This window comes from Sinimarinibacterium flocculans (assembly GCF_003201205.1).
Lineage (GTDB): Bacteria > Pseudomonadota > Gammaproteobacteria > Nevskiales > Nevskiaceae > Solimonas > Solimonas flocculans.
This window is the reverse complement of record NZ_QICN01000003.1, coordinates 390,489-413,582: the sequence shown is the minus strand read 5'-3', so window position 1 is coordinate 413,582 and position 23,094 is coordinate 390,489. Positions and strand designations below refer to the sequence as shown.

Below are 23,094 nucleotides of genomic sequence, written 5' to 3'. Positions count from 1 at the left end.
CGCGCGTCAGGTTCGGATGGCGTCCATGGCCGCTTCGGCGGCCTGCAGGGTGTGTGCGATCTCGGCGGTCGTGTGGGCGGCGGACACGAAACCCGCTTCGTATGCCGACGGGGCCAGATAGACGCCGCGGTCGAGCATCGCGTGGAAGAAGCGCCGGAAGGCATCGATGTCGCAGGCGGTCACGTCGGCAAAGCGGCTCGGGGTTCCGCCTCCGGTGAAGTACAGGCCGAACATGCTGCCGACCTGGGTCGTCGCGAAGGGGACACCGGCGCGGTCCGCGGCAGCCTGCAGCCCGGCCAGCAGCTCCGCCGTCGTCGTCTCGAGGCGTTCATACAGGGCCGCGTCGTCGAGCTGCCTGAGCAGGACCAGCCCCGCGGCCATCGCCAGCGGATTGCCGGACAGCGTGCCGGCCTGGTAGACGGGGCCGACCGGTGCGAGCTGCTGCATGATTTCGCGACGCCCGCCGAACGCGCCCACCGGCAGTCCGCCGCCGATGATCTTGCCGAGCGTGGTCAGGTCGGGGGTCACCCCGTAGCGGCCCGATGCCCCGCGCGGCCCGACGCGAAAGCCGGTCATCACCTCGTCGAAGATCAGGATCGTGCCGTGACGGTCGCAGAGCGCGCGCAGCCCTTCGAGAAACCCGGCGACGGGCGGTACGCAGTTCATGTTGCCGGCCACCGGTTCGACGATCACCGCGGCGATCGCATCCGGATGCTCGTCGAAGAGCGCCTCCACCGACTCGAGGTCGTTGAACTGCGCGGTCAGCGTGTACTTGGCGAGGTCTGCCGGCACGCCCGGTGAAGTCGGCACGCCGAAGGTCAGCAGGCCGGAGCCGGCCTTGACCAGCAGCGCGTCGCCGTGCCCGTGGTAGCAGCCCTCGAACTTGAGGATGAAGTCGCGTCCGGTCGCGCCGCGCGCGAGCCGCAGCGCGGACATCGTCGCCTCGGTACCGCTGTTGCACATGCGTACCTGCGCCATGCCGGGCACGCGCGCGCACAGCAGCTCGGCCATCTCGATCTCGAGCTCCGTCGGTGCGCCGTAGGACACGCCCACCGCGAGCTGCGCCTGCAGCGCGGCGGTGACGTCGGCATGCTGGTGGCCGAGGATCATCGGACCCCAGGAGCCGACGTAGTCCACGTAGCGCCTGCCGTCGGCGTCGGTCAGCCACGCGCCCTGCGCGGCGGCGATGAAGCGGGGCGTGCCGCCCACGGACTTGAACGCGCGGACGGGCGAGTTCACGCCGCCGGGAATGGTCTGCTGGGCACGCTGGAACAGCGCTTCGGAACGGTTCATGGGATACGGGATGCCCGGAAGGGGCGTCAGTTTCCGGTTTCTACCGCTGTGTTTCCAGCATCGAAGGCCTGCGCATAGGCCCGGGCCGCGGCCTCGACGTCGGCCGCGCCGAAGACGCCGTCGATCGCAGCCACCAGATCGGCGCCTGCTGCGACCACCGCCGGTGCCAGCGTTGGCGTGATGCCGCCGATGCCGCAGACGGCGACCGGCCAGCGTTCGCGCGCCAGCGTCAGCGTGGCCAGATCGGCCGGCGGCGCATCGGGCTTGGAGCGCGAGGGGTAGAGACGTCCGAAGGCGACGTAGCTGGCACCGGCGTCGATCGCGGCGTCGGCGCGCATCAGATCGTTGCCGCAGGTGGCGCCGACGATGGCTGCGCTGCCGAGCTGCCTGCGGGCGTCGGCCAGACTGCCGTCGCCGGCACCCAGATGCACGCCGTGTGCGCCCGCCTCGATCGCGAGTCGTACATCGTCGTTCACGACCAACAGCGCGCCGTGCGTGCGGCACAAGGTGGCCAGCGTGCGCGCCAGCACGAGGCGTGTCGGCGCGGGACTGCGCTTGTCGCGGTACTGCAGCAGCCGCGCACCGCCGCGCAGCGCGGCGGCACAGGCGTCGAGCAGGCGGTCCGGATCGCTCGTCAGCGCATCCGGCGTAATGGCGTAGAGCCCGCGCAGCCGCGCGCCGCTCATCGCGGCCACCGCCCCGGAATTGCGCGCCCCCGTCCCGGCTGCAGTGCGCGCTCGAGGCAGGTGTGGACATACCGCTGTGCACGGTCCAGCGCCACGTTCATTGCCTCGCCCAGCGCCAGACGCGCGGCCAGGGCGCTGGCCAGCGTGCAACCGGCACCGTGAAAGCCCTGCGGCAAGCGTGGCCAGCGGAACAAGATCTCGCGACCATCGCGGTGGTACCAGCGGTTCTCCACCTCGGTCGTGGCTTCGTCGCCGCCGGTGATCAGCAGCTGTTCGCAACCGGTCGCCAGCAGCCTTGCGGCCGCGGCTGCCGGCGTCGGTTCCCCGCTCAGGCGACGCGCCTCGTCGGCGTTGGGGGTGGCGATGGTGGCCGCCGGCAGAAGTCGATCGGCGATCGCCCGGGCGGTGGCGTCGGCAGCCAGCGTGCCGCCGCCACCGGCGCGCAGCACCGGGTCCAGCACCACCGGGACACGGCAGCGCGCGATGGCGTCGAGAATCACGGGCACCTGGGCCGTGCTGCCGAGCAGGCCGAGCTTGATCGCGGCGATCCGGCTGTCGGCAAGCAGCAGCTCGAGCTGATCGGCGAAGATGTCGATGGCCACGGGTTCGACGCGTCGGACGTTGCGGGTGTCCTGCACCGTCAGCGCGGTAATGACACCCAGCGCGTGCGCACCCTGGGCGCCGACGGCCTCGATGTCGGCTTGCAGGCCGGCGCCGCCGCCGGGGTCGTGCCCCGAAATGCACAGGACCAGCGGCGGAGAAGAGGCGGTTGTCATGGGCGCAGTGTAAGCGGCCGATGCCGCAGTGCGGCAAACGGGTGCGAGCGGTTATGCACAGAGGCGGTGCGTGGGCCGTGCAAGCCGCGAAATTGCGACACTTTCCTGCAAGAATGGCGCAATATTGGTGCAAGTCATTGATTCAAGATGACAAAGTCCTGTGCATAGAAACTCGTCTATGCGCAGAAATCACGCAGGGACGGGCATTTCCGGCGATTGTTCGGTTGGCTGTGCACATACTTATCCACAATCGCTGTGCGCAATCTCGAGCTTCTTTATGGAAAAAAGAGAGTTAGCGCGCAAACCTAAAGTGCATCCTCGATCACGGTAAGTCACATTGTCATATCGAATATCACGTCTTGTGCTGGTCCTGGGTCTCGCCGTCGCGAGTCCTGTGCGCGCCGCGGAGCCGCCGTCCTGGCAGACACAGGGTCTGGTTTCCGCGGGCGAGCTGACCGAGGCCTCCGGGCTGGCGGCGTCACGCCGGCAACCGGGCCTGCTGTGGACGCACAACGACAGCGGTCACGCGCCGGTGCTCTACGGCCTGGGCGTCGACGGGCGGCTGCGCGAGCGCGTGGCGGTGCAGGCCACGGCGGGTGACTGGGAAGACATCGCCGCGTTCGAGTGGCGGGGCAGACCCCATCTCGCCATCGCCGACACCGGCGACAACCTGGCCTGGCGGCGCCGCGTGCAGATCCTGCTGCTCGTCGAGCCGGAAGCGGGGGCATGCACGGCAGCGGTCGAGCGCGTTCTGCAACTGCGCTTCCCGCAGGGCCCGCGCGATGTCGAGGCCATCGCCGTCGACGAGCGCCGTGGACAGATCCTGCTGATCGAGAAGCGCGTGCCGCCGGCGGAACTTTATGTCGTGGATCTGGACGGCCCCGACGAACAGCTTGCGCGCCGTATCGGCGTGATGGCGGACACGGGCGCGTCGGCGCGGGGGTGGAAGGGGCGCGACCTCGCTACCGCCATGGTGCTGCATCCGAACGGCCACGAGCTGCTCGTGATGACCTACCTGCGCGTGCTGCGCTTCGTCGCCGCCGCGTCCGGGGACTGGGGCGCCGCGCTCGCGGCCGGCCCGCAGGCGTCGGTGCCGCTGCCGCGCGATCAGCGGCTCTACGAGGCGCTGACGGTCGACGCCGACGGCGCATGGTGGGCGCTCAGCGAAGGCGAGCGTCCGCCGCTGTTGCGCCGGCCCCCCGAGGTCACTCCGGTGGACTGACGATCGCCGCGGGCTAGTCCTCGGCGTCGGCTTCGCCGCTTGCCGACCCGATCGGCTCGTCGGGGTCGATCGGCCGCGGAACGCCGAACTCGCCTTCGAATTCGTCGAAGGCCCGGGTATCGACATCGCCACCCTGCGCCGGCGCCGTTTCGATGACGGTCTGCGGGAGCGCCGCGTCGGCCTCGTCGGGCAGCGATTCGGGCGCCGCCGGACGATGGCCCATCTGGCCGAGAATCCAGCGCGCGCGTTCCTGCACGTAGGGCCCCGGCTCGCGAGCGCTCCAGCGCCGCGGGCTGGGCAGCACGGCGGCCAGGCGCGCGGCCTCCTCGGGGGTGATCTGCGCGGCTCTCTTGCCGAAGAAGGCCTGCGCGGCCGCTTCGACGCCGTAGATGCCCGGACCGAACTCCGCGATGTTCAGGTAGACCTCGAGGATGCGCGGCTTGTCCCAGAGCGTCTCGATCAGCACGGTGAACGCGGCCTCGATGCCCTTGCGGGCGAAGCCGCCACCGGACCACAGGAACAGGTTTTTCGCAGTCTGCTGGCTGATGGTCGAGGCGCCGCGCAGGCGGCCGCCGTCGCGGCGCTCGTCGAGTGCATCGCCGATCGCTTCGAAGTCGAAGCCGCGATGCTGGAAGAACTTCTGATCCTCGGAGGCGACGACGGCGTGGCGCATCGCATTGCTGATGTGCTCGGCGGGCACCCACTCGTAACGCACCGGCGTGACCGGGCTCTGGAGCATGAAGGCGGTGGTCGGCGGCGGCAGCCAGCGCAGGGCCAAGACCACGGCCAGGATCAAGCCCAGCAGCCACAACAGGCCGACGATCAGCACCGGCAGCAGGCGCCATCGCCGGGACAGGGGCGGGCTCGGCAGCGGCGGATCGGACGTGAGCCGTTCCGGCGCGGGTGTGGCAGCGGCCGGCCGCCGGGCCGGCTGCGGCAGCAAGGGGCTCGCCGGAGGTGCCGCCGGCGGTCGGGAGGGTGGATGGAGGGTCGGGGGACGGCGCGGCTTCATCGTCGCTCGTTGATCGTGAAGACGGGGAGGCTCAGGCTCCAGATGATCGCGGCCAGGCGCAGGCCGGCGATGACCAGCATACCGGCCGCAGCTGACCAGAGCCTTGCCACGCCGGCATCCTGCAGCACGACATAGGCGCTGGTCCCGGCAATGGCGGCGGTCGCGTAGATGTTGCCCTTGCGCAGGATCATGGGGATTTCGGCGCAGAGCACGTCGCGCAGCACGCCGCCGAACACGCCGGTGATCGTGCCCATGACCACGGCGATGAGGCCGCCGGTGCCGCTGGTTTCCGCGATCTGCGCCCCGGAGATGGCGAAGAATGCGAGGCCGAGGGCGTCGGCCACCTGCAGGGCCTTGTCGGGCGGGCGACGGAAGCGCACGTAGGCCATCGTCGCGAGCGCGGCAACGATGATCGTCACCAGGTACTTCGGGTTGACGATCCAGAATGCAGTGCGGTCGAGCAGCAGGTCGCGCAGTGTGCCGCCGCCGACCGACGTGACGATCGCGATGACGATCACGCCGAGCAGGTCCAGCGACTTGCGTCCGGCCGCGAGCGCGCCCGAGATCGCGAAGACGGCAACGCCGACGAGGTCGAGTATCGGCAGCAGGGCGGCAGCGGTCATGGCGCGCGAGTGTGCGCCATGCGGTGACCCGGGGTGAAGGCCTCTACGACCCTGTCGGCGTCGGCAGACCCAGGTGCTGCCACAGCCGCAACGTCGGTTCGGCCTGGTTGAGGGTGTAGAAATGCAGGCCCGGCGCGCCGTTGTCCAGCAGTGCGCGGCACAGGCGCGCGACGACTTCGAGGCCGAAGTCCTGGAGTGCGGCCTTGTCGTCCTGGTACTGCTCCAGGCGCAGGCGGATCCAGCGCGGGATGTCCGCGCCGCAGGCGGCCGAGAAGCGGGTCAGCTGCGCGTGGTTCGTGATGGGCATGATGCCGGGCACGATCGGAACGGTGATCCCCGCCCGCGTGCAGCGCTCGACGAAGTCGAAGTAGGCCTCCGCGGTGAAGAAGTACTGCGTGACCGCGCCGTCGGCACCGGCGTCGATCTTGCGGCGGAAGGCATCGAAGTCGGCGTCCGGGTTCGCCGCCTGCGGGTGCATTTCCGGATAGGCGGCCACTTCGAGGGTGAAGTGATCGCCGTGGGTCTCGCGGATGAAGGCCACGAGTTCGCTGGCGTAGCGCAGTTCGCCGGGGGCCTCGCTCGATGCGGCGGTGGCGGGCAGGTCCCCGCGCAGCGCGACGATGCGGGTGACGCCGGCCGCCCGGTACTGGTCGAGCAGGGCGCCGATCCTGGCGCGGGTCGAGCCGATGCAGGTCAGGTGCGGTGCGGTCTCGATGCCGGTCTGTTCGACGACGCGGATCAGGGTGTCGTAGGTGCCGTTCTGCTCCGAGCCGCCGGCGCCGTAGGTCACGCTGAAGAACGCCGGCTGCACCGCGGCCAGTGCAGAGGCCAGCGCCGGCAGCTTGTCCCAGCCGGCGGGCGTGCGGGGCGGAAACAGCTCGAAAGAGAATTGAATCTTTTGTGCGGTCATGGCGCGCAGAGCAAAGGGGCCGCTTTCGCGGCCCCTCGGCACGTCCTCAGTAGCGGTAGTGATCCGGCTTGTACGGGCCTTCGACCGGCACGCCGAGATAGGCGGCCTGCTCCGGCGTCAGCTTGGTCAGCTTCACGCCGATCTGCTCGAGGTGCAGGCGCGCGACTTCCTCGTCGAGCTGCTTGGGCAGACGGTAGACGGTCTTTTCGTAGACGTCCTTGTTCTTCCACAGGTCGATCGCGGCGAGCGTCTGGTTCGAGAAACTGTTGGACATCACGAAGCTCGGATGGCCGTGCGCGCAGCCGAGGTTGATCAGGCGGCCTTCGGCGAGCACGTACAGCGAGCGGCCGGTGTCGTTGAAGGTGTAGCGGTCGACCTGCGGCTTGATGGTGTCGCGCACCGCGCCCGAGGCATTCAACCGATCCATCTGGATTTCGTTGTCGAAGTGGCCGATGTTGCACACCAGGGCGTTGTTCTTCATCGCCTTCATGTGCTCGAGGGTGATGATGTCCTTGTTGCCGGTCGTGGTGACGTAGATGTCGGCGAACGGCAGCACGTCCTCGATGGTCTTGACCTCGAAGCCTTCCATCGCCGCCTGCAGCGCGTTGATGGGGTCGATCTCGGAGACGATCACGCGCGCGCCCAGGCCGCGCAGCGAGTGCGCCGAACCCTTGCCGACGTCGCCGTAGCCGGCGACGAAGGCCACCTTGCCGGCGATCATCAGGTCGGTGGCGCGCTTGATGCCGTCGGCCAGCGATTCGCGGCAGCCGTACAGGTTGTCGAACTTGGACTTGGTGACCGAGTCGTTGACGTTGATCGCCGGCACCAGCAGCTTGCCGGCCTCCATCATCTGGTAGAGGCGGTGCACGCCGGTGGTCGTCTCCTCGGAGACGCCACGCCAGTCGGCCGCGACCTTCTTCCAGAAGCCCGGGCGCTCGGTCTTGGTGCGCTTGAGCAGGTTCTTGATGACCTGCTCCTCGTGGTTGCCGGACGGCGAGTCGACCCAGGTGTCGCCGTCCTCCATCTCCACGCCCTTGTGGATCAGCAGCGTGGCGTCGCCGCCGTCGTCGACGATCAGCTCCGGCCCCTTCATGCCCGGATGGGTGAGCATGTCGAGCGTGCAGTCCCAGTATTCCTCGAGCGTCTCGCCCTTCCAGGCGAACACCGGGATGCCGGCGGCGGCGATCGCGGCAGCGGCGTCGTCCTGCGTCGAGAAAATGTTGCACGAGGCCCAGCGCACCGAGGCGCCGAGCGCGACCAGCGTCTCGATCAGCACCGCCGTTTCCTTGGTCATGTGCAGCGAGCCGGACAGGCGCACGCCCTTGAGCGGCTGCAGCGGCGCGTACTTGGCGCGGATCGACATCAGGCCGGGCATCTCTTCCTCGGCCATGCGGATGCGCTTGCGGCCGAACTCGGCCAGGGAGATATCGCGGACCTTGTAGTCCGCGTCCTGCAGATTCTTGATGACGGCGTTCATGCGTTCACTCTCGGTGTGGTGGCCAGATGTGGGCGCGGTTGCAGACGGGGCCGCCGAGCCTGGCCTGCGGTGTACGCAGGTCGCAACGCCCCTCGGCGGCGGAAGGTCGAGTATATCCGCTTATGCGGATGAAGGGATATAGATTCGACGGTTGCCAGAAACACGAAGGCCGCCTCGCGGCGGCCTTCGGTCGCGGCTGAAGCCGCTCCTACTTCAGCTTCTTCGCATCGGCGGCCAGGACCTCGGCCTTGTCCGTCTTCTCCCACGAGAACGCGGTGAAGGATTCGCCGTTAGCGAGCTTGACCTCGTAGGGCTTGCGGCCGAAATGGCCGTAGGCGGCCGTGGCCTGGTACATCGGATGGACCAGATCGAGCATCTTGCTGATGCCGTAGGGACGCAGGTCGAAGTGCTTGCGCACCAGCTTCTCGAGGCCGGCATCGCTGATCTTGCCGGTGCCGAAGGTCGTCACCATGATCGAGGTCGGCTGGGCGACGCCGATGGCGTAGCTCACCTGCACCTCGCAGCGCGCGGCGAGGCCGGCGGCGACGATGTTCTTGGCGACGTAACGCGCCGCATACGCGGCCGAGCGGTCGACCTTCGACGGGTCCTTGCCCGAGAACGCGCCGCCACCATGACGCGCCCAGCCGCCGTAGGTGTCGACGATGATCTTGCGTCCGGTCAGGCCGCAGTCGCCGACCGGGCCGCCGATGACGAAGTTGCCCGTCGGATTGATGTGGAACTTCGTGGCTTTGGTGATCAGCTTCGCCGGCAGCACCGGCTTGATGATCTCTTCCATGACCGCTTCGCGCAGGTCCTTGAGCTTGATCTCGGGATCGTGCTGCGTCGACAGCACCACCGCATCGATGCCGACGGCGACGTCGTTGTCGTAGCGCAGCGTGACCTGCGACTTCGCATCCGGCCGCAGCCACGGCAGCTTGGCCTTCTTGCCCTTGCGCGCCTTCGATTGCTGCTCGACGAGGCGATGCGAGTAGTAGATCGCCGCCGGCATCAGTTCCCTGGTCTCGTTGCAGGCGTAGCCGAACATCAGGCCCTGGTCGCCGGCGCCCTGCTCCTCGGGCTTCTTGCGGTCCACGCCCATGGCGATGTCCGGCGACTGCTTGCCGATCAGGTTGAGCACGCCGCAGGTCGCGCCGTCGAAACCGACGTCCGACGAGGTGTAGCCGATGTCATTGATGACCTTGCGCGCCAGTGCCTCGAGATCGACCCAGGCGCTGGTCGTGATCTCGCCCGCAACGATGGCGACACCGGTCTTGACCATGGTTTCGCACGCGACCCGGGCTCGCTTGTCCTGCACGAGGATGGCGTCGAGCACCGCATCGGAAATCTGGTCGGCGAGCTTGTCCGGATGGCCCTCGGAAACGGACTCTGAGGTGAAGAGAAACTGACTCACGGCGGTAACCCTCGGGTGTTCGCGATGGAAGGGAACAGGATCGCGTCAGCGTGGCCGCAGCGCGCATATCTGTCTATACGGATAGGCGGATAGTCTAGCAGTCCGCGAAGCCTGCGGGGGGCTGCGCTAGACTCGCGCCCCTGCTCGACGGCCCCACCGCTTCGCCATGGCCCTGACGCCCTCCCACATGCTGCCCCTGGCCACGCCGGCGCCGGATTTCAGGCTGCCCGATACCGTCAGCGGCCAGATGCTCGACCTGCAGACGCTGCGCGGCGATGCCGCCACGCTGGTGATGTTCATCTGCAACCATTGCCCTTACGTGAAGCACGTCAATCCGGAACTGCTGCGGCTGGCGGCGGACTACCGGCCGCCGCGGCTGGGGATCGTCGCGATCTCTAGCAATGACGCATCGGCCTACCCGGAGGACAGCCCCGAGGCGATGCGCGAGACGGCGCTGCGGCTCGGGTATCCGTTTCCTTATCTGCATGACGCCAGCCAGCAGGTGGCACGGGCCTATCAAGCCGCCTGTACGCCGGATTTCTTCCTGTTCGACCGCGAACTCAAGCTGGCTTACCGTGGCCGGCTCGACGACTCGACGCCGGGCAACGCCCGCCCGCTGACCGGTGCCGACCTGCGCGCGGCGATCGACGCCGTTCTGGCGGGGGAGCCGCCTTCGCAGCAGCAACATCCCAGCATGGGCTGCAATATCAAGTGGACAAAGCAGGTTCGCGCCGATGCCGGGTAGCGCGTCGTCGCCTGGCTCGCCATCCGGTCGCAGGGTGATGCGGTGAGCGCCGACTGGTTGCTCGTGGACGATGCCTGGCGCCGGTTGCTGGCCTTGACCTGCATCCTGCTGCCGGCCCTGCTGATCCTGTTTTCGCGTCGCTGCGGCTGGGTGCGCAAGCTCGCGTGGACGGCGGCCTCGCAGTTGCCGTGGCTGTTCCTGTGGATTTACATGGCGATCGCGCGGGCGCGTTATCCCGAACAGGCCCTCTCCCTGCAGGAGGCGGCGGGCTGGTGGCTGCTGGCGTATCCGTGGGCGGTTTACCTGCTATATCGCGCCACGCGGAGACGTTTCGCGGGTGAGCCGAAACGCGAACGCAAATCCTAAGGCTGGCGTCTATTCCCATCGGCAAGCTGTCATGCGGGTGCAATACTCGCGCCCCCGGCGAACGACCGGGCACTTCGCGACGATGGGGGAGAGATGAGCAAGACGGCGTTTCCGGCCTGGGGCCTGATCCTGGCTGCGTTGTGGCTTTCCGGCTGCGGCAGCAGCGATCCGGCCTCCGTCACGGACGGCGGCGCGCAAACGCGTACGGTCGAGGCGGACCCGCATACCTTGCGGACTCCGGCTCTGGCTGCCGGGGAGTTCGAGATGGTCACCCTGTCGACGCTGCCGGACGCCGTAACCAGCGGCGACGTGCTGCTGGCCCTGCGCGGACTGGCGGCGGACGACCGGTTACGGGTGCGGCGCAACGGGGAGGACGTCAGTGCCGCGTTCGGCCGCGACGACAGCGGTGACCTGCGCGGACTCGTGACCGGGCTGGTCGAGGGCGCCAATGCGATCGAGGCTGTCGTCGAAGGAACTGCCGGCGTGCGTCGCGCGGCGCTCGAGGTCCGCAACCATCCGCGCTCGGGCCCGGTCATTTCCGGCCCCCATCAGACGCCCTTCGTCTGCCGCACCGTCGATGCCGGGCTGGGCGAGCCGGTCGATGCCAACTGCTCGATCGAGACCCAGTATCGCTGGTACTACCGCTCGATCACCTCGCAGGGCTTCGAGGAACTGACGGATCCGTATGCGCCGTACCCGGGCGACGTGATCATGACGGAGACCAAGGACGGCCGGGCGGTGCCCTTCGTCGTCCGCCTCGAGACCTCGACGATCAACCGCGGTATCGCACGCATGGCGGTCCTCGACGATCCGGCGGCGCGCGGGCCCGACGCGTCATTCGAGCCGGCGCTGTGGAACCGGCAGGTCTATTACGTCTTCGGGGAATCCTGCGGCGTCGGTTATCAGCAGGGGCGCAGCGATCCGAACATCGTGCTCGGCGCGCTGGCGCTGACCGAGTTCTCCGCCGACAACCTGCTGGTCAATCTGGTCGGGATCGCCGATCGCCTCGGCAAGGGCGACCTGATCGTGCACAACACGCTCAGTGCCTTCGGCAACCACTGCAATCCGATGATCAGTCTCGAAACGACGATGATGACCAAGGAGCACATCATCGAGCGCTACGGGCCCGTGCGCTTCCTGATCGGCACCAACGGTTCGGGAGCCGCCCTGCAGCAATACAACGCAGCGAACAACGCGCCGGGCCTGATCAGCGCGGCCATGCCCACGGCCTCGTTCGCCGACATCCTGACCACGGCGATGACCGTTGCTGATTGCGGACTGCTGCAGAACTACTACGAGAACAGCCCGCTCGACTGGTCGCAGGCCAAGCAGGCCGCCGTCAACGGCCACAACCTGCTCGTCGGCAACCAGCTCAATGCGATCTGCGCGTCCTGGGTCGACGCCTTCCTGGACCTGCTCAATCCGGAGGTGGGCTGCGGTCCGGTGCCGGCGGAAGACCGCTATCGCGGTCCCGACCATCCGGACGGACCGAAGCTCGATGGCGTACGCTGCACGGTGCAGGACGCCAACGTCAATATCTTCGGCCGCGACCCCGCAACCGGTTATGCGAGGCGTCCGCTGGACAATACTGGCGTCCAGTATGGCCTGGAGGCGCTGCTGGACGGCACGACCAGTGCCGAAGAGTTTCTCGACCTGAACCGCAACGTGGGAGGCTTCAGCGTCGATGGTCGCGTCGTCGCCGACCGCATGCGCATGGATGAGGACATGGCCCGCATTGCGTACCGCATCGGTGGTGTCATCGGCCGCGGGCGGCTGGCGGAAACACCGGTCCTCGACCACGCGCCCTACCTCGATCTGATTCCGGTCGCCAACATCTCATGAGGCCGTGCGGCCATTCATCATCCGTGCCCGCCTCGAAAAGCAGAGCGGGCAGACGGTGACGCAGGGAATCTGGCGCGGCGTCGTCACCCAGGCCGACGGCTACCCGGTGATGGAGCAGTGGCTCGAGGCGCTCGAACCCCTGCGGCCCGCGTACGGGGGCGACCATGTGGCGGCGGTGCAGGCCGCCAAGCCGGTCCTTGCCGGGGACTACTGCACGTTCGGCACCATTGGTGGGCGACTCGAACTGCCGGACGCGATCCTGTTGCCGCTCGGGCTTGCACAGCTCCCCCTGCTGCCGACGATCGAGTCTCTGCACGAGCAGGTGCCTGGTTTCGATGTCGACGTGCCGCTGCGCGTCAATGTCCCGGAAGACTTCGGCCCGGAGGGGCGGGGCATCGGCATATGCTCGCTGACGCTGCCGGTCACGCGCACACCGCGCATGGTGGCCGGCATGCCGTTCACCGACGACATCATCCGTTGCCAACTCCGCCCCATCGACCCCGACGATTACGGCGGGCGTCTCGACTCTGGCCAGCTTGCCGAGCTGCAGGCCATCTTTCCGGAGGGCGTCTGCGACTTCGATCGCGCGGCGGCCGAAGACGTCGAACGCAGCCTCGCGTGGCCCAGCATCGGCGGCACGGAGCTGCGGACGCCTTTCGAACTCAAATGGCGGGTCGCACGCTCCGAATCCGCGAGCTGACCGGCGTGTTCCTTGAATGGCACGAATGCGCGGCGAATCCGTGCACCCGGTCACGATCGGGGGGCGTCGGGTCATGACAGGCTTGGCACGGACTTCGCTTGCTTCGAAGTGTGACGTAGAGGACTGAGCTGCGGGGGATTTCCCTTGACAGCCCAAAACGGCGAGGTTAGTGTCCGGCCCGGCACTCGCCGCTGTAACGCGGGGCCTTGATAGTTGGTTCTTGACTGCTGCTGGTCAGGGAGGGGTCGCAGGAACAACAAGACTCAAACCAGACTCACGGGAACACTGCGTGCGTGGATAGAAGTTCCACTTAGTCGGTGGTAAAGTTCGCCACGGATGTTCCGTCAGCAGTACCCGTCCGGCACGCGCAGCTAGTCAGGACGACCATCCGGGTTCATCAACCTTTGGGAGTTTGAAGCAATGAAATTTCTTCGCAGTACTGGAGCACTCGCTGCGGCCGCAGCGGCGCTGCTCTCGCAGAACGCGTCGGCGGTGAATGTCGCTGGCGACGGTGTCGGCGAGGTGGCCATCGCGCCGTATTACACGGTGCGTGATGGCTGGCAGACGCTGATCAATCTGACCAACACGAGCCCTGACCCGATCGTGGTCAAGGTCCGCTTCCACGAGGCGCTCAACAGCCGCGACGTGCTCGACTTCAACGTCGCGCTTTCGGGCTACGACGTCTTCATTGGCCGTCTGGTTGACTCGGACAACGGCCCGCGCTTCATCGGCGAAGACAGCGCCGACAGCAACGGCCGCATCACCTGCACGATTCCGAGCAGCGTTGTCCTGAACAGCCAGACCAACAACATCAGCAACCGCAACACCACGGGTCAGCTGATGTCGACCGCTGGTTTCAGCGGCGGCAACCCCAGCAGCAACGACACCGGCCCGGTTGGCGTCGATCGTCTGCGTGAGGGCTACGTCGAGTTCGTCGTCATGGGTCGCACCATCGGCACGAAGGATTCGTCGTACGTCGCCCAGGATCCGACCGGCGTGATCAACGTCGGCAACGCGATCGAGAACCACGACTGCCGCGCGCTCGACGGTGCCTTCGGCCCGGGTTCGCGTGCTGAGGTGGTCGGTGGCGTCTACGGTGTCGACGAGACGGTCGCCGCCATTGACGACCAGGCCACCACCGGCAGCGACACGATCCGTCAGATTCTCGCGACGGCGCGTCAGTTCGGTGAGCCGATCAATGCTCTGAAGTACAACTTCCGTCTGGTGAACCCGGCTCGCGGTACCGAAGCCGGCGGCGCCGCGTCGGTGTGGGGCAACTTCTACAACAGCGGCGTTGCAGATGCGCCGATGGATGCGGCCAACATCGCGGCAACGCTTGCGGACGTCGACTGCGTCGTCACCCGTGGCGATCAGCGTGAAGCGGCGAATGCCAACCTCTGGCAGCCGGGCGGTGCGCTGGCTCTGGATACCGCCTTCGCAGCGGTGGCCAACGCGGTCAGCTGCCCGAACCTGGTCACGCGCCAGTTCAGCAACGGCTTCTTGGAGCCGAGCCTGAACGACGCTTTCCCGCCGGAAGCCAACTGGTGGGATGACAGCCTGAACCAGGCGGTGTCGGTGCAGCCGGATGCCACCTACACGAACGTTGCCGGCGGACTGCGTGGTATCGACGCCATGAGCGCGACGATCATGCGTTCGGCCATCAACAACGAGTGGGCGAACGTCGATGATGGCGATACCCGCGGCGTGTCGACCGACTGGATTGTCACCATGCCGACGAAGAGCTTCTACGTCGATCGTGGCGCCGGTGTGCAGTTCGGTATCCCGCTGCCGATCGCTGCTGGTGGCGGCTTCGCCGGCTCGCGTGGCCGTCCGGAAGCTGATCTGGGCCAGCCGGGACCGGGCGTCAACGTTGCCACGGTGGCTCGTCCGCTGATGGTTGCCTACCCGCCGTTCCAGAACCCGTTCAACGGTGCGACGCCGAACGAAGCCCGCGCTTGCAATGAGGTGGAGTTCTCGGTGTTCGATCGTGCCGAGCAGGCCATCGGTCAGGCTGCTGCGGGTGGTCCGGTCGTGTCGCCGGCTCCGCCGCCGGATGTCTTCGTCGCTCAGCTGTGCTACGAGTCGAACGTCATCACCTTTGACGGTGTGTCGGCCCTCGGCTTCCGCGGTCTGGGCACGGGCTTCCCGACGGGTCTGAACCGTCTGCTGGCCAACTATCCGTCCGGTCCGCAGAACACCGTCCAGACGACGGGTCTGCCGGCGCCGAACAACGACAACGGCTGGGTGAGCATGAACCTGACGGCCAACTCGCTGGGCTTCCAGTCGGCCACGCTGCCGCTCGACCCGACCGCCTTCGGTGGTAACGGTCAGGCGCTGTCGGCGATGGACGGCCTGCCGGTCATCGGCTTCCTGCTGAAGCTGCGTAACCGCAACGACGCCACGCAGAACTATGCGAGCGCCGCGGACCACGGCTACGGTCGGTCGCTGACCCCGTAATCTGGTTCGAAGGTCGGGCAATCGACCGCCAGAAGTATAGGGGCGCCCTTCGGGGCGCCCCTTCTGATGAGGCCGGCGGAGGAATCCGCCGGTTTTTTTTTGAACTCCGGACTGATCTGAGGTATGGCATACCGAACTGTCTTCTTCGCCCCAAGGTTTCTGATTACGGGCTTCGCTGCACTGGGTCTTTCAACGCTCGCGGGTTGCCAGAGCTTGGGAGCGCGTGCCGCTGTGGAAGCCGCTGACCCCGCCGTGATCAGCGAATCGGAGAACGCCCGCCTGACACTGGCGGACTATCGGGCGAACTTCATCGAGATGAAGGCCGAACAAGCGGACCGCCTGCTTGGCAGTCGCGAGGCCCTGCTCGACAACGTGCTCGACTTCCACTCCAACAGCGACCTCGCTGCGCAGGCAGCGGAGCTTGGCCTGGACAAAGACCCTGTCGTGGCCGCGCAGCTTAGTCGTGCGCGCCGGATGATTCTCGTGGCTGCGATGCTCGGTCGGGTCTCCCGTCAGATCGAAGTGCCTGACGATCTGGAAGTCCTTGCCAAGGAGCGGTATCTGCAGCAGCAGGACAAATGGGTGACGCACGAGAGGCGGAAGGTTGCGCACATTCTGGTTACCCCTGGCACGGGCTGCCGCTGTGAGGTGCCAAAGCCTGCCGAGACGATTCGCAAGATTCAGGGACGGCTGGCGAAAGGCGAGTCCTTCGCCGCCCTGGCAAAGGAGTACTCGGACGATCCTTCGACGGCGGGCGCCGGAGGCGAGATTTCCAGTTGGCTGTTGCGTGATGGCAAGACCGTGCCCCAGTTCGAGAACGCCGCGTTCGCGCTCAAGGAAGTGGGTGATGTCAGCGGCCCTGTCGAAACCGCATATGGCATTCACCTGATCAAGCTGACCGAGCTCGAGCCCTCCCGGCAGCTCAGCTTCGACGAGGTGAAGCCGGCAATCGAAGAGCAGATCAGACAGCAGCTTCGGTTCAGCGCGATGGAGCAGGCTCGAGGCGATGCCTACCCCCGAGATGAGGCGATCGACCTCGCCGCCATCCAGAACCTCCTGCGCGAGATGCGGGCATCGATGCCGGAGAGCGAGACGGCCGAGCCAGCCACGCCCTGAGTGCAGGGTGTGGCTGGTTCGGGGAACCTCGGCGAGCCTAAGCAGTCAATTGCCCGCCGAGGTGCGTGGGGCGTCGTACAGCAGATGGACGACCCTTCGCGATCAATCATTGAGTGAGAAGAAGATGAACCGTAGTCATTCGAAGCTTTTTTTCCTGGACATCCGCGTGGCGCGATCTGCACTTGCTGCTGGGTTCTTGAGTGTCGCTCTGGGCCTTTCGGGCCATGCGCTGGCGGCCGATGGCGGCAGCGAAACGCCAGTGGGGGCGGCGGGTGCTGAGCAGCCGATGCCCGGCCCCTTCAAGCCCGATACGCCGCTGGTGAATCCTCCCGAGTCGGAAGAGGTATCTGCCCCTCCCGCGAAGAAAGTTGAGGGGCTGGGGAACCTGGAAAAGGAGGAGCAGGCGCTTCGTGCGCGCGTTGAGGCCCGATGGGATGCCCTGATCAAGGTCGACATGGCCAAGGTCTACGAGTTCGCTACTCCCACGTACAGAAAGGCCAACAGTCTCAATCACCTCAACAATCAGTACGCGGCGCAGGTACAGCGCGATTCGATTCGGATCGACTCGGTCAGGTTCGAGGAGGGAACGCCACCATCCGCCAAGGTGGCGCTCACGCTGTACTTCACGACCTCAGGGTTCGGCGGGAGTGATCCCCTCAAACTGGACGCCCCCGTGACCGACACCTGGGTCAAGGTCGACGGGGAGTGGTGGTACGTCGAGCCGCGCTGACCGCTGATGCCTGACTTCCTCTGCATCGGGGCGCAGAAGGCGGGAACGAGCTGGCTGCATCGGGTCCTCGCCCAGCACCCCGGCTTGGGGTTCCCGGGCGGCAAGGAGGTTCACTACTGGGATTGGGTGGAGAGTGGGCGCAAGCCGCCGGATCTCGAGGGATACCGGCGGCTGTTCTCCGGGCAGCCAGAGAGGCGGCTAGGTGACATGACGCCCGCCTATGCCACGTTACGCGAGGAGACGGTGCGCACGTTGCTGGCGGCTTTTCCCGGCGTGCGTGTGCTCTTTGTGCTGCGCAATCCGATCGAGCGTGCCTGGTCCGCGGCGCGGATGTTTTACGGCTGGTCACAACTCGAGCCTGACGAGGCGACCGACGAGTGGTTCCTGCCGTTGCTGCAATCTCGCGGATCCGTCTCCCGCGGCGACTATGAGATGACGCTTCGGCGTTGGCAGCCTCACATGAGGCCCGGACAACTGCTGATTCTCCACTACGAAGACTTGCTCGGAGACCCTGCACAGTCAGTGAGGCAGGTCTGTGACCACATCGGCGTGGACGCTGCCTCTTTGCCGGAAGGCAGTGAGCGGGCGCTGCGTGCACGCGTTCGCGAGGGGCCACCGCGCGAGCTGACGCCCTTCCTGCGCAAGGAGCTGGATCGGATCTACCGACCGCGCATCGTTTCCTTGCAGCGCTACCTCGGGCGCGATCTCGGGCACTGGCTGGATTCACCTGGCCGGACATGAGGGCCTACGACCGCGCCGAGCCGCTGATCGCGATTCATGTTCCCAAGGCGGGCGGCATCACGGCGCGAGCGGTGTTCGAGCGCTGGTTCGGCGATGGCTTCCTGCGCCACTACTACGACGAGCGTGAGGGCTGCCTGCCCGAACGCCACGATTTGCGCGCCCTGCATTCGGTCTCGCGTCCGGTGGTGGTTTACGGGCACTTCAATCGGGCCAGGTCGTTCGGCGTCCAGGACTACTATCCTGACGTCAGGCAGTTCGTCACGATTCTGCGCGATCCGTTCGAGATGGCGGTTTCGAGATACTTCTACGTACGAAAGGCGGGCGGCTCGTGGCGGGATCAGGGGCGCGTACCCCTACAGCCGCTGCAGGACTATCTGAGAACGTTCTCGTCGCCGATGTTGAATCACTTTCCACGCGTCGTGACCCTCGAGAACTACCGGAACGTGATCGAGGAGGACTTCATAGAAGTCGGGTTGACCGAGCATCTGGACGAATCGCTGGCGCGCATCGCGCTTGCCCTGGGAAAGCCCTACAATCAACACTCCAAGCTCGAGTACCTCAACGCCACGCCTCGGGATCAGGTTGTGCCCGACGGACTGAGGGAAGAGTTCATCGCGCGTCATCCGCTGGAGTTCGCGGTTTACGACTATGCGCGACAACGATTCATGGGACGCTGAAGAGACGTCGGACCGGCCGTGCTGATCCCGACCCTACCTCCGAGAGCACGCGGACGAACGAGCGTGCAGGTCTTTCTGACCTCACTGCACGCGTTCATGCTGCGCGAACTGAAGAACCAGTTCGGGCGGCTCCAGACAGGCTATTTCTGGGCTTTCGCAGAGCCTGCGGCGATGGTTGCCATCTTCACGATCCTTCATGCGGTGATCCGCGGCGGGCATGCGCCCCTGTATGGCGACAGCCCGATCATCTTCTTCGTCTTCGGCGCGGTGCCGTACTTCATTTTCACGCACTGCGTCCAGCGCGCGCAGGGTGTCTGCGAGAGCCTGAACGGCTTGTTCAACTACCGCCAGATCAAGCCCGTCGACGTCGTGCTCGCGAGATGCATCATCGACGCGCTGCTGTTGCTGGGGGTGACCTTGATCTTCCTCGCCGGCTGGGTGTGGCTCGGCGAGCCCCTGCGCATCCAGGACCCGCTGCTCCTGCTGGCATCCATGTTTTCACTCTTCGTCCTGGGGACCAGCCTGGGTCTGCTGTTCGAGGTTTATGGGACGGTCTTCCAGGACCTCAAGAAGGTGTTCGGGCTGATCATGCGGCCGATGCTGTTCATCTCCGGGGTGTTCTACACCATCGAGATGGTGCCGCAGAACCTGCGGGTCTATCTGCTGTGGAATCCGGCACTCCACGGTATCGATCTGGTTCGGGATGCGGTGCTCCACGGGTACACGTCACCGGCCAGCATGAGCTATCTGTGGCTGATGAACTTCGTGCTCGCCTTTTCGGCACTGTCCGGGTACCGGCGCTATCTTTCCCAGCTGATCTGAACGGGCATGATTCAGGTCAAGTCGATCACCAAGTCGTATCCGTTGCAGGGGCTGTCCCGGTACTACGTCATGCGCAACCTGAGCCTGCAGTTGCCGTCGCGTACCCATGTGGGCATCGTCGGACGAAACGGCGCGGGCAAGAGCACGCTCCTGCGCCTGATCGGCGGTATCGAACTGCCGGATTCGGGATCGGTCGAGGCCGACGGCGCCATTTCCCCGCCGCTCGGCCTGACGAGTGGTTTCGCGCAGAAGATTTCGGGACGGGACAACGCCCGCTTCATCTGCCGCATCAGCGGCGATGACCCTGACACCGCAGCGGAGCGGGTCGACTTCATTCGGCAGTTTTCGGAACTCGGTTCCTTCTTCGATCTGCCGGTGCAGACCTACTCCTCGGGCATGCGTGCGAGGCTCGCATTCTCGATCAGCATGTCCTTCGACTACGACTACTACCTCATCGACGAGCTGACAGCCGTCGGCGACCAGAAATTCAAGAAGAAGGCCAAGGCGACCTTCAACGAGAAGAAGGGTCGCGCCAGCATCATCATGGTGAGCCACAGCCTGGACACGCTTCAGCGCGACTGCGAGGTCGGCGTCTACATGAAGCAGGGTCGGGCGATCTACTACGACGATATCGGGGCCGCGGTCGAGGCCTACAAGAAGGACCAGATCGCAGCATGAATATCGAAGGCGTGAAGCAGCGACTCCGAGAGGTCGGGAGCAGCCGGCAGCAACGGTACGTCGTCGTGGTGCTTCTTCCGACGCTCCTGGTTTTCGCGTACCTGGGCCTTGTGGCGACGGACGGCTACATCAGCCGCGCACAGGTCATGGTCGAGCGAGAGAGCAGCACCGCAATGGCCGCAGCCGAGCTGACGCTGGGCGCGCTGTCTCTGGGCGGGCAGAGCAGCAAGACGGACGCGCTGGTTGTCGAGACCTTCATGAGATCCCGGGCGATGCTCGAATACCTCGACGCCGAGTTCGACCTTCGCGGCCACTACAGTTCCGGTGCCATCGACATCTTCAGTCGGTTGGATCCTGATGCACCCAACGAAGACTTTCTCGACTACTTCCGGGACAGGATCAAGACGTATGTCGATGACCAGACATACATCGTCGAGTTGGAGGTAACGGCGCACGATCCAGCCTATGCCCAGCGGGTTGCGCAAGGCATGGTTCGGCGTGCCGAGCATTTCGTCAACGAGATCAGCCGCGAGCTTGCGCGCGAACAGCTGGCGTTCGTCGAGGACGAAGTTGAGAAGGCGAACGAACGGTTCAAGGCCGCATCCAGCGGCATGATCACGTTGCAGCGACGCTACGATGTGTTCAGTCCAGAGAAGGAGGCGGAAGTTGCCGGCTCCATCCTCTCCGGGCTCGAGCAGGAGTTGAGCAGGCAGCGCACCGAATACCGGGCCCTGAGCGCCTATCTGACGCCGCAGGCTGCGGAGCTTGCGGCGGCCAAGGCGCGAATCGAGGCGCTGCGGGAGCAGATCGAGCAGGAGCGGGAGCGGCTCGTCGGGAGCAACGGTGGGAACGGAATCAACGACACGCTGCTGGCCTACCAGGACGCACAGATGGATCTGACCCTGGCCAGCGAGATCTATAAAACTGCGCTGGGTACGCTCGAGGCGACGCGCCTGGACGCGGCCAGGAAAGTGAAGTATCTGGTCGCGTTGTCTTCCCCCAGTCTGCCAGACGCCGTTGAGCACCCGCGGGTCGGTTACTGGACCGTCACGGTTTTCGTCGCGCTCAATCTGCTGTACTTCGTCCTGGGCCTTGTCGTGGCGACCATCGAGGATCACAAGGAATGAACGTGCTGCGTTTCGGCCGCGCAATGGTGGTCGCATGCCTCTTGTCCGGCTTTCCGTGGTTGCCCGACGCGGCGGCCCAGGTGTCTGCAGTGGCACCGCCGCCCGTGGAAGTGCCGACCCGCTCCGCGCCGCCGCTGCCGTCCAGCAGCGAGGTGGTTGCGGCGCCGTCGGGGCAGCGCAGCGACGTATTCGGCGCCAGCCTTTTCCAGGGCCGTTTCGCGCAACAGTCGTTCCGCGGGTTCAATCCCGAGCACATCATCAGCGTGGGCGACCGGATCGACCTGAAGCTGTGGGGGGCTGTCGATCTGGCCGTGATTCTGGAAGTCGACGCGCACGGCAACATCTTTGTGCCGCGTGTTGGCCCAACCCGCGTCCTCGGCGTGCAGAACGCCGAACTGAACGACCTGGTCGGCTCAAGGGTCCGCGAGGTCTACAGGGACAATGTCGGCGTCTACGCCTCTCTGGCCACGGCCGAGCCCGTGAAGGTCTTTGTGACCGGGTATGTTCGAGCGCCGGGGCTCTACGGCGCCTTCGCCTCGGACTCGCTGCTGCACTTTCTCGATCTCGCTGGCGGCGTCGACCCACAGACTGGCAGCTTTCTCGACGTGCGCGTCTTGCGCGGTGGGCAGACGGTCGGCCGATTCAATCTTTATGACTTCCTGATTCGGGGAGAACTCCCGCTGTTCCAGTTCCGCGACGGGGACACCATCGTCGTCTGGCCGAAGAAGGCCACGGCCCGCATCGGAGGGCTCGTGCGCAATCCCGGACAGTTCGAGTTCGTCGAGACAGTGTCGGTCGCCGATCTGCTCGAGATGGCCGGTGCGGATCCGCGCAGCACGCACGTGCTGCTGACGCGCAATCAGACCAGCGAACGCGAGGCGGAGTACCTTTCCGTCGACGCCGATCTGGACGCCGTCACGGTCGTTTCCGGTGACGAACTCGAGGTCTTCGCTGATCGACAGGTTGCAACGATCGTTGCACGCGTCGAAGGCGAATTTTCGGGGCTGGGCCAGGTGACGTTGCCCTACGGCAGCACTCTGGCTGACCTGCTCGAAAGAGTCGGCACGACCGAACGCTCGGATATGGACGGCCTTCAGCTCTACCGGAAGAGCATCGCGGAGCGTCAAAAGCAGGTGCTCGACGAGATGCTGCACAAGCTCGAACAGGCTGTCCTGAATGCACGCTCGGGCACTCGTGAAGAAGCGGAGCTTCGCGCACGCGAAGCGGAACTGGTACTGCGCTTCGTGGAGCGCGCACGCGCCATCGAGCCCCAGGGGCGGCTGGTGCTTCACGCGGGGTTCGACCCGCGCACCGTGGATCTGCAGGACGGCGACGTGCTGAGGATTCCCCGCAAGGTCAACACCGTGGCCGTTCAGGGAGAGGTCTTTTTCCCCACATCCTTCGTTCACCGCGAGGGGCAGGGTGTGGCCTACTATCTCGAACAGGCTGGAGGGTTGACGCAGAGCGGGGACGCCAACCGGATCTTCCTGGTCCGTCCCAGCGGTGAGATGCGGGAGGCGAGCCAGGGCTGGTTCGCCCGCGCAGAAGTGCAGCCCGGCGACGAGCTGATCGTCCTGCCCAAGGTCGACACGAAGAACTTCCAGCTGACCAAGGACATGGTGCAGGTGCTGTACCAGATCGCGCTGTCCGCCGGCGTCGTGCTGAGCATCTGAGCCGGGGGAG

At 66.1% G+C, this 23,094-nt stretch carries 22 protein-coding genes and 1 riboswitch; of the genes, 14 read left to right on the top strand and 8 right to left on the bottom strand.

Features of this window, described 5'->3' with window-relative positions:
• Positions 1–6: 6 nt before the first annotated feature.
• From hemL to thiD, 3 genes are read right to left on the bottom strand one after another with little or no spacing between them, the layout of a single operon-like run.
• Positions 7–1,293: a glutamate-1-semialdehyde 2,1-aminomutase gene (gene hemL, locus C8D93_RS08295; RefSeq protein ID WP_110264692.1), complete on the bottom strand. Its 1,287-nt coding sequence runs from the start codon at positions 1,291–1,293 to the stop codon at positions 7–9.
• Between the two features lie 26 nt (positions 1,294–1,319).
• The gene (thiE, locus tag C8D93_RS08290; RefSeq protein WP_110264803.1) at positions 1,320–1,979 is read right to left on the bottom strand and encodes a thiamine phosphate synthase; all 660 of its coding nucleotides are present in this window, start codon (positions 1,977–1,979) and stop codon (positions 1,320–1,322) included.
• On the bottom strand, positions 1,976–2,755 hold the full coding sequence (gene thiD, locus C8D93_RS08285; RefSeq protein WP_110264691.1) for a bifunctional hydroxymethylpyrimidine kinase/phosphomethylpyrimidine kinase: 780 nt from the start codon (positions 2,753–2,755) through the stop codon (positions 1,976–1,978). The genes thiE and thiD overlap by 4 nt, the downstream gene beginning before the upstream one ends.
• A 361-nt stretch (positions 2,756–3,116) precedes the next feature.
• On the opposite strand from thiD, the gene C8D93_RS08280 reads away from it, so the two are divergent.
• Positions 3,117–3,977 (top strand): SdiA-regulated/phytase-like domain-containing protein, encoded by an 861-nt coding sequence (locus C8D93_RS08280; RefSeq protein ID WP_110264690.1) that lies wholly within the window; start codon positions 3,117–3,119, stop codon positions 3,975–3,977.
• A 13-nt stretch (positions 3,978–3,990) separates the two neighbouring features.
• On the opposite strand, the gene mtgA is transcribed toward C8D93_RS08280, so the two are convergent.
• The 5 genes from mtgA to metK form a co-directional block, all read right to left on the bottom strand.
• Positions 3,991–4,920: a monofunctional biosynthetic peptidoglycan transglycosylase gene (gene mtgA, locus C8D93_RS08275; protein WP_245903854.1), complete on the bottom strand. Its 930-nt coding sequence runs from the start codon at positions 4,918–4,920 to the stop codon at positions 3,991–3,993.
• A 65-nt stretch (positions 4,921–4,985) separates the two neighbouring features.
• Positions 4,986–5,612, bottom strand: coding sequence for a trimeric intracellular cation channel family protein (locus tag C8D93_RS08270; RefSeq protein WP_110264688.1), 627 nt, complete (start codon positions 5,610–5,612; stop codon positions 4,986–4,988).
• Between the two features lie 43 nt (positions 5,613–5,655).
• Positions 5,656–6,522 (bottom strand): methylenetetrahydrofolate reductase [NAD(P)H], encoded by an 867-nt coding sequence (gene metF / locus C8D93_RS08265; RefSeq protein WP_211307263.1) that lies wholly within the window; start codon positions 6,520–6,522, stop codon positions 5,656–5,658.
• A 46-nt stretch (positions 6,523–6,568) separates the two neighbouring features.
• Complete coding sequence (gene ahcY, locus C8D93_RS08260) at positions 6,569–7,999, bottom strand: adenosylhomocysteinase (protein WP_110264687.1); 1,431 nt, start codon at positions 7,997–7,999, stop codon at positions 6,569–6,571.
• Positions 8,000–8,022: 23 nt separating this feature from the next.
• Positions 8,023–8,099: riboswitch (S-adenosyl-L-homocysteine riboswitch) on the bottom strand.
• 108 nt (positions 8,100–8,207) lie between these two features.
• Complete coding sequence (gene metK / locus C8D93_RS08255; protein ID WP_110264686.1) at positions 8,208–9,410, bottom strand: methionine adenosyltransferase; 1,203 nt, start codon at positions 9,408–9,410, stop codon at positions 8,208–8,210.
• A gap of 166 nt (positions 9,411–9,576) precedes the next feature.
• On the opposite strand from metK, the gene C8D93_RS08250 reads away from it, so the two are divergent.
• The 13 genes from C8D93_RS08250 to C8D93_RS08190 all read left to right on the top strand — a co-directional run bounded on the left by C8D93_RS08250 (position 9,577) and on the right by C8D93_RS08190 (position 23,084).
• A complete protein-coding gene (locus tag C8D93_RS08250; protein ID WP_110264685.1) occupies positions 9,577–10,155 on the top strand; it encodes a thioredoxin family protein in 579 nt (192 codons plus the stop codon).
• A 42-nt stretch (positions 10,156–10,197) separates the two neighbouring features.
• Positions 10,198–10,521, top strand: a complete 324-nt coding sequence (locus C8D93_RS08245; RefSeq protein WP_110264684.1) for a hypothetical protein — start codon at positions 10,198–10,200, stop codon at positions 10,519–10,521.
• Positions 10,522–10,614: 93 nt separating this feature from the next.
• The gene (locus tag C8D93_RS08240) at positions 10,615–12,363 is read left to right on the top strand and encodes a DUF6351 family protein (protein ID WP_110264683.1); all 1,749 of its coding nucleotides are present in this window, start codon (positions 10,615–10,617) and stop codon (positions 12,361–12,363) included.
• A 4-nt stretch (positions 12,364–12,367) separates the two neighbouring features.
• Complete coding sequence (locus C8D93_RS21230) at positions 12,368–13,063, top strand: DUF6351 family protein (RefSeq protein WP_110264682.1); 696 nt, start codon at positions 12,368–12,370, stop codon at positions 13,061–13,063.
• 420 nt (positions 13,064–13,483) lie between these two features.
• Complete coding sequence (locus C8D93_RS08230) at positions 13,484–15,520, top strand: hypothetical protein (protein ID WP_110264681.1); 2,037 nt, start codon at positions 13,484–13,486, stop codon at positions 15,518–15,520.
• A 231-nt stretch (positions 15,521–15,751) separates the two neighbouring features.
• On the top strand, positions 15,752–16,636 hold the full coding sequence (locus C8D93_RS08225) for a peptidylprolyl isomerase (RefSeq protein WP_170123959.1): 885 nt from the start codon (positions 15,752–15,754) through the stop codon (positions 16,634–16,636).
• A gap of 109 nt (positions 16,637–16,745) precedes the next feature.
• Complete coding sequence (locus C8D93_RS08220; RefSeq protein WP_146216548.1) at positions 16,746–17,366, top strand: nuclear transport factor 2 family protein; 621 nt, start codon at positions 16,746–16,748, stop codon at positions 17,364–17,366.
• Between the two features lie 6 nt (positions 17,367–17,372).
• Positions 17,373–18,107: a sulfotransferase family protein gene (locus C8D93_RS08215; RefSeq protein ID WP_110264678.1), complete on the top strand. Its 735-nt coding sequence runs from the start codon at positions 17,373–17,375 to the stop codon at positions 18,105–18,107.
• Positions 18,104–18,784 (top strand): sulfotransferase family 2 domain-containing protein, encoded by a 681-nt coding sequence (locus C8D93_RS08210; protein ID WP_110264677.1) that lies wholly within the window; start codon positions 18,104–18,106, stop codon positions 18,782–18,784. Before C8D93_RS08215 ends, C8D93_RS08210 begins: the two co-directional genes overlap by 4 nt.
• 96 nt (positions 18,785–18,880) lie before the next feature.
• A complete protein-coding gene (locus C8D93_RS08205; RefSeq protein WP_146216547.1) occupies positions 18,881–19,606 on the top strand; it encodes an ABC transporter permease in 726 nt (241 codons plus the stop codon).
• 6 nt (positions 19,607–19,612) lie between these two features.
• Positions 19,613–20,284 carry an ABC transporter ATP-binding protein gene (locus C8D93_RS08200; RefSeq protein ID WP_110264675.1) on the top strand — a complete coding sequence of 224 codons (672 nt, stop codon included), beginning with the start codon at positions 19,613–19,615 and terminating at the stop codon, positions 20,282–20,284.
• Entirely contained in the window at positions 20,281–21,411 is a 1,131-nt protein-coding gene (locus C8D93_RS08195) for a KpsE/RkpR family capsule polysaccharide export protein (protein WP_110264674.1), read from the top strand. The genes C8D93_RS08200 and C8D93_RS08195 overlap by 4 nt, the downstream gene beginning before the upstream one ends.
• Positions 21,408–23,084 (top strand): polysaccharide biosynthesis/export family protein, encoded by a 1,677-nt coding sequence (locus C8D93_RS08190; protein WP_110264673.1) that lies wholly within the window; start codon positions 21,408–21,410, stop codon positions 23,082–23,084. The genes C8D93_RS08195 and C8D93_RS08190 overlap by 4 nt, the downstream gene beginning before the upstream one ends.
• Positions 23,085–23,094 lie beyond the last annotated feature (10 nt).

Coding starts and splice junctions, on each gene's coding strand:
- C8D93_RS08215 (WP_110264678.1), top strand. CDS start 17,373: ATGCCTGACTTCCTCTGCATCGGGGCGCAGAAGGCGGGAACGAGCTGG.
- metF (WP_211307263.1), bottom strand. CDS start 6,522: ATGACCGCACAAAAGATTCAATTCTCTTTCGAGCTGTTTCCGCCCCGC.
- C8D93_RS08240 (WP_110264683.1), top strand. CDS start 10,615: ATGAGCAAGACGGCGTTTCCGGCCTGGGGCCTGATCCTGGCTGCGTTG.
- C8D93_RS08210 (WP_110264677.1), top strand. CDS start 18,104: ATGAGGGCCTACGACCGCGCCGAGCCGCTGATCGCGATTCATGTTCCC.
- thiD (WP_110264691.1), bottom strand. CDS start 2,755: ATGACAACCGCCTCTTCTCCGCCGCTGGTCCTGTGCATTTCGGGGCAC.
- C8D93_RS08270 (WP_110264688.1), bottom strand. CDS start 5,612: ATGACCGCTGCCGCCCTGCTGCCGATACTCGACCTCGTCGGCGTTGCC.
- C8D93_RS08200 (WP_110264675.1), top strand. CDS start 19,613: ATGATTCAGGTCAAGTCGATCACCAAGTCGTATCCGTTGCAGGGGCTG.
- hemL (WP_110264692.1), bottom strand. CDS start 1,293: ATGAACCGTTCCGAAGCGCTGTTCCAGCGTGCCCAGCAGACCATTCCC.
- C8D93_RS08205 (WP_146216547.1), top strand. CDS start 18,881: ATGCTGCGCGAACTGAAGAACCAGTTCGGGCGGCTCCAGACAGGCTAT.
- C8D93_RS08190 (WP_110264673.1), top strand. CDS start 21,408: ATGAACGTGCTGCGTTTCGGCCGCGCAATGGTGGTCGCATGCCTCTTG.
- ahcY (WP_110264687.1), bottom strand. CDS start 7,999: ATGAACGCCGTCATCAAGAATCTGCAGGACGCGGACTACAAGGTCCGC.
- C8D93_RS08230 (WP_110264681.1), top strand. CDS start 13,484: ATGAAATTTCTTCGCAGTACTGGAGCACTCGCTGCGGCCGCAGCGGCG.
- thiE (WP_110264803.1), bottom strand. CDS start 1,979: ATGAGCGGCGCGCGGCTGCGCGGGCTCTACGCCATTACGCCGGATGCG.
- C8D93_RS08250 (WP_110264685.1), top strand. CDS start 9,577: ATGGCCCTGACGCCCTCCCACATGCTGCCCCTGGCCACGCCGGCGCCG.
- C8D93_RS08195 (WP_110264674.1), top strand. CDS start 20,281: ATGAATATCGAAGGCGTGAAGCAGCGACTCCGAGAGGTCGGGAGCAGC.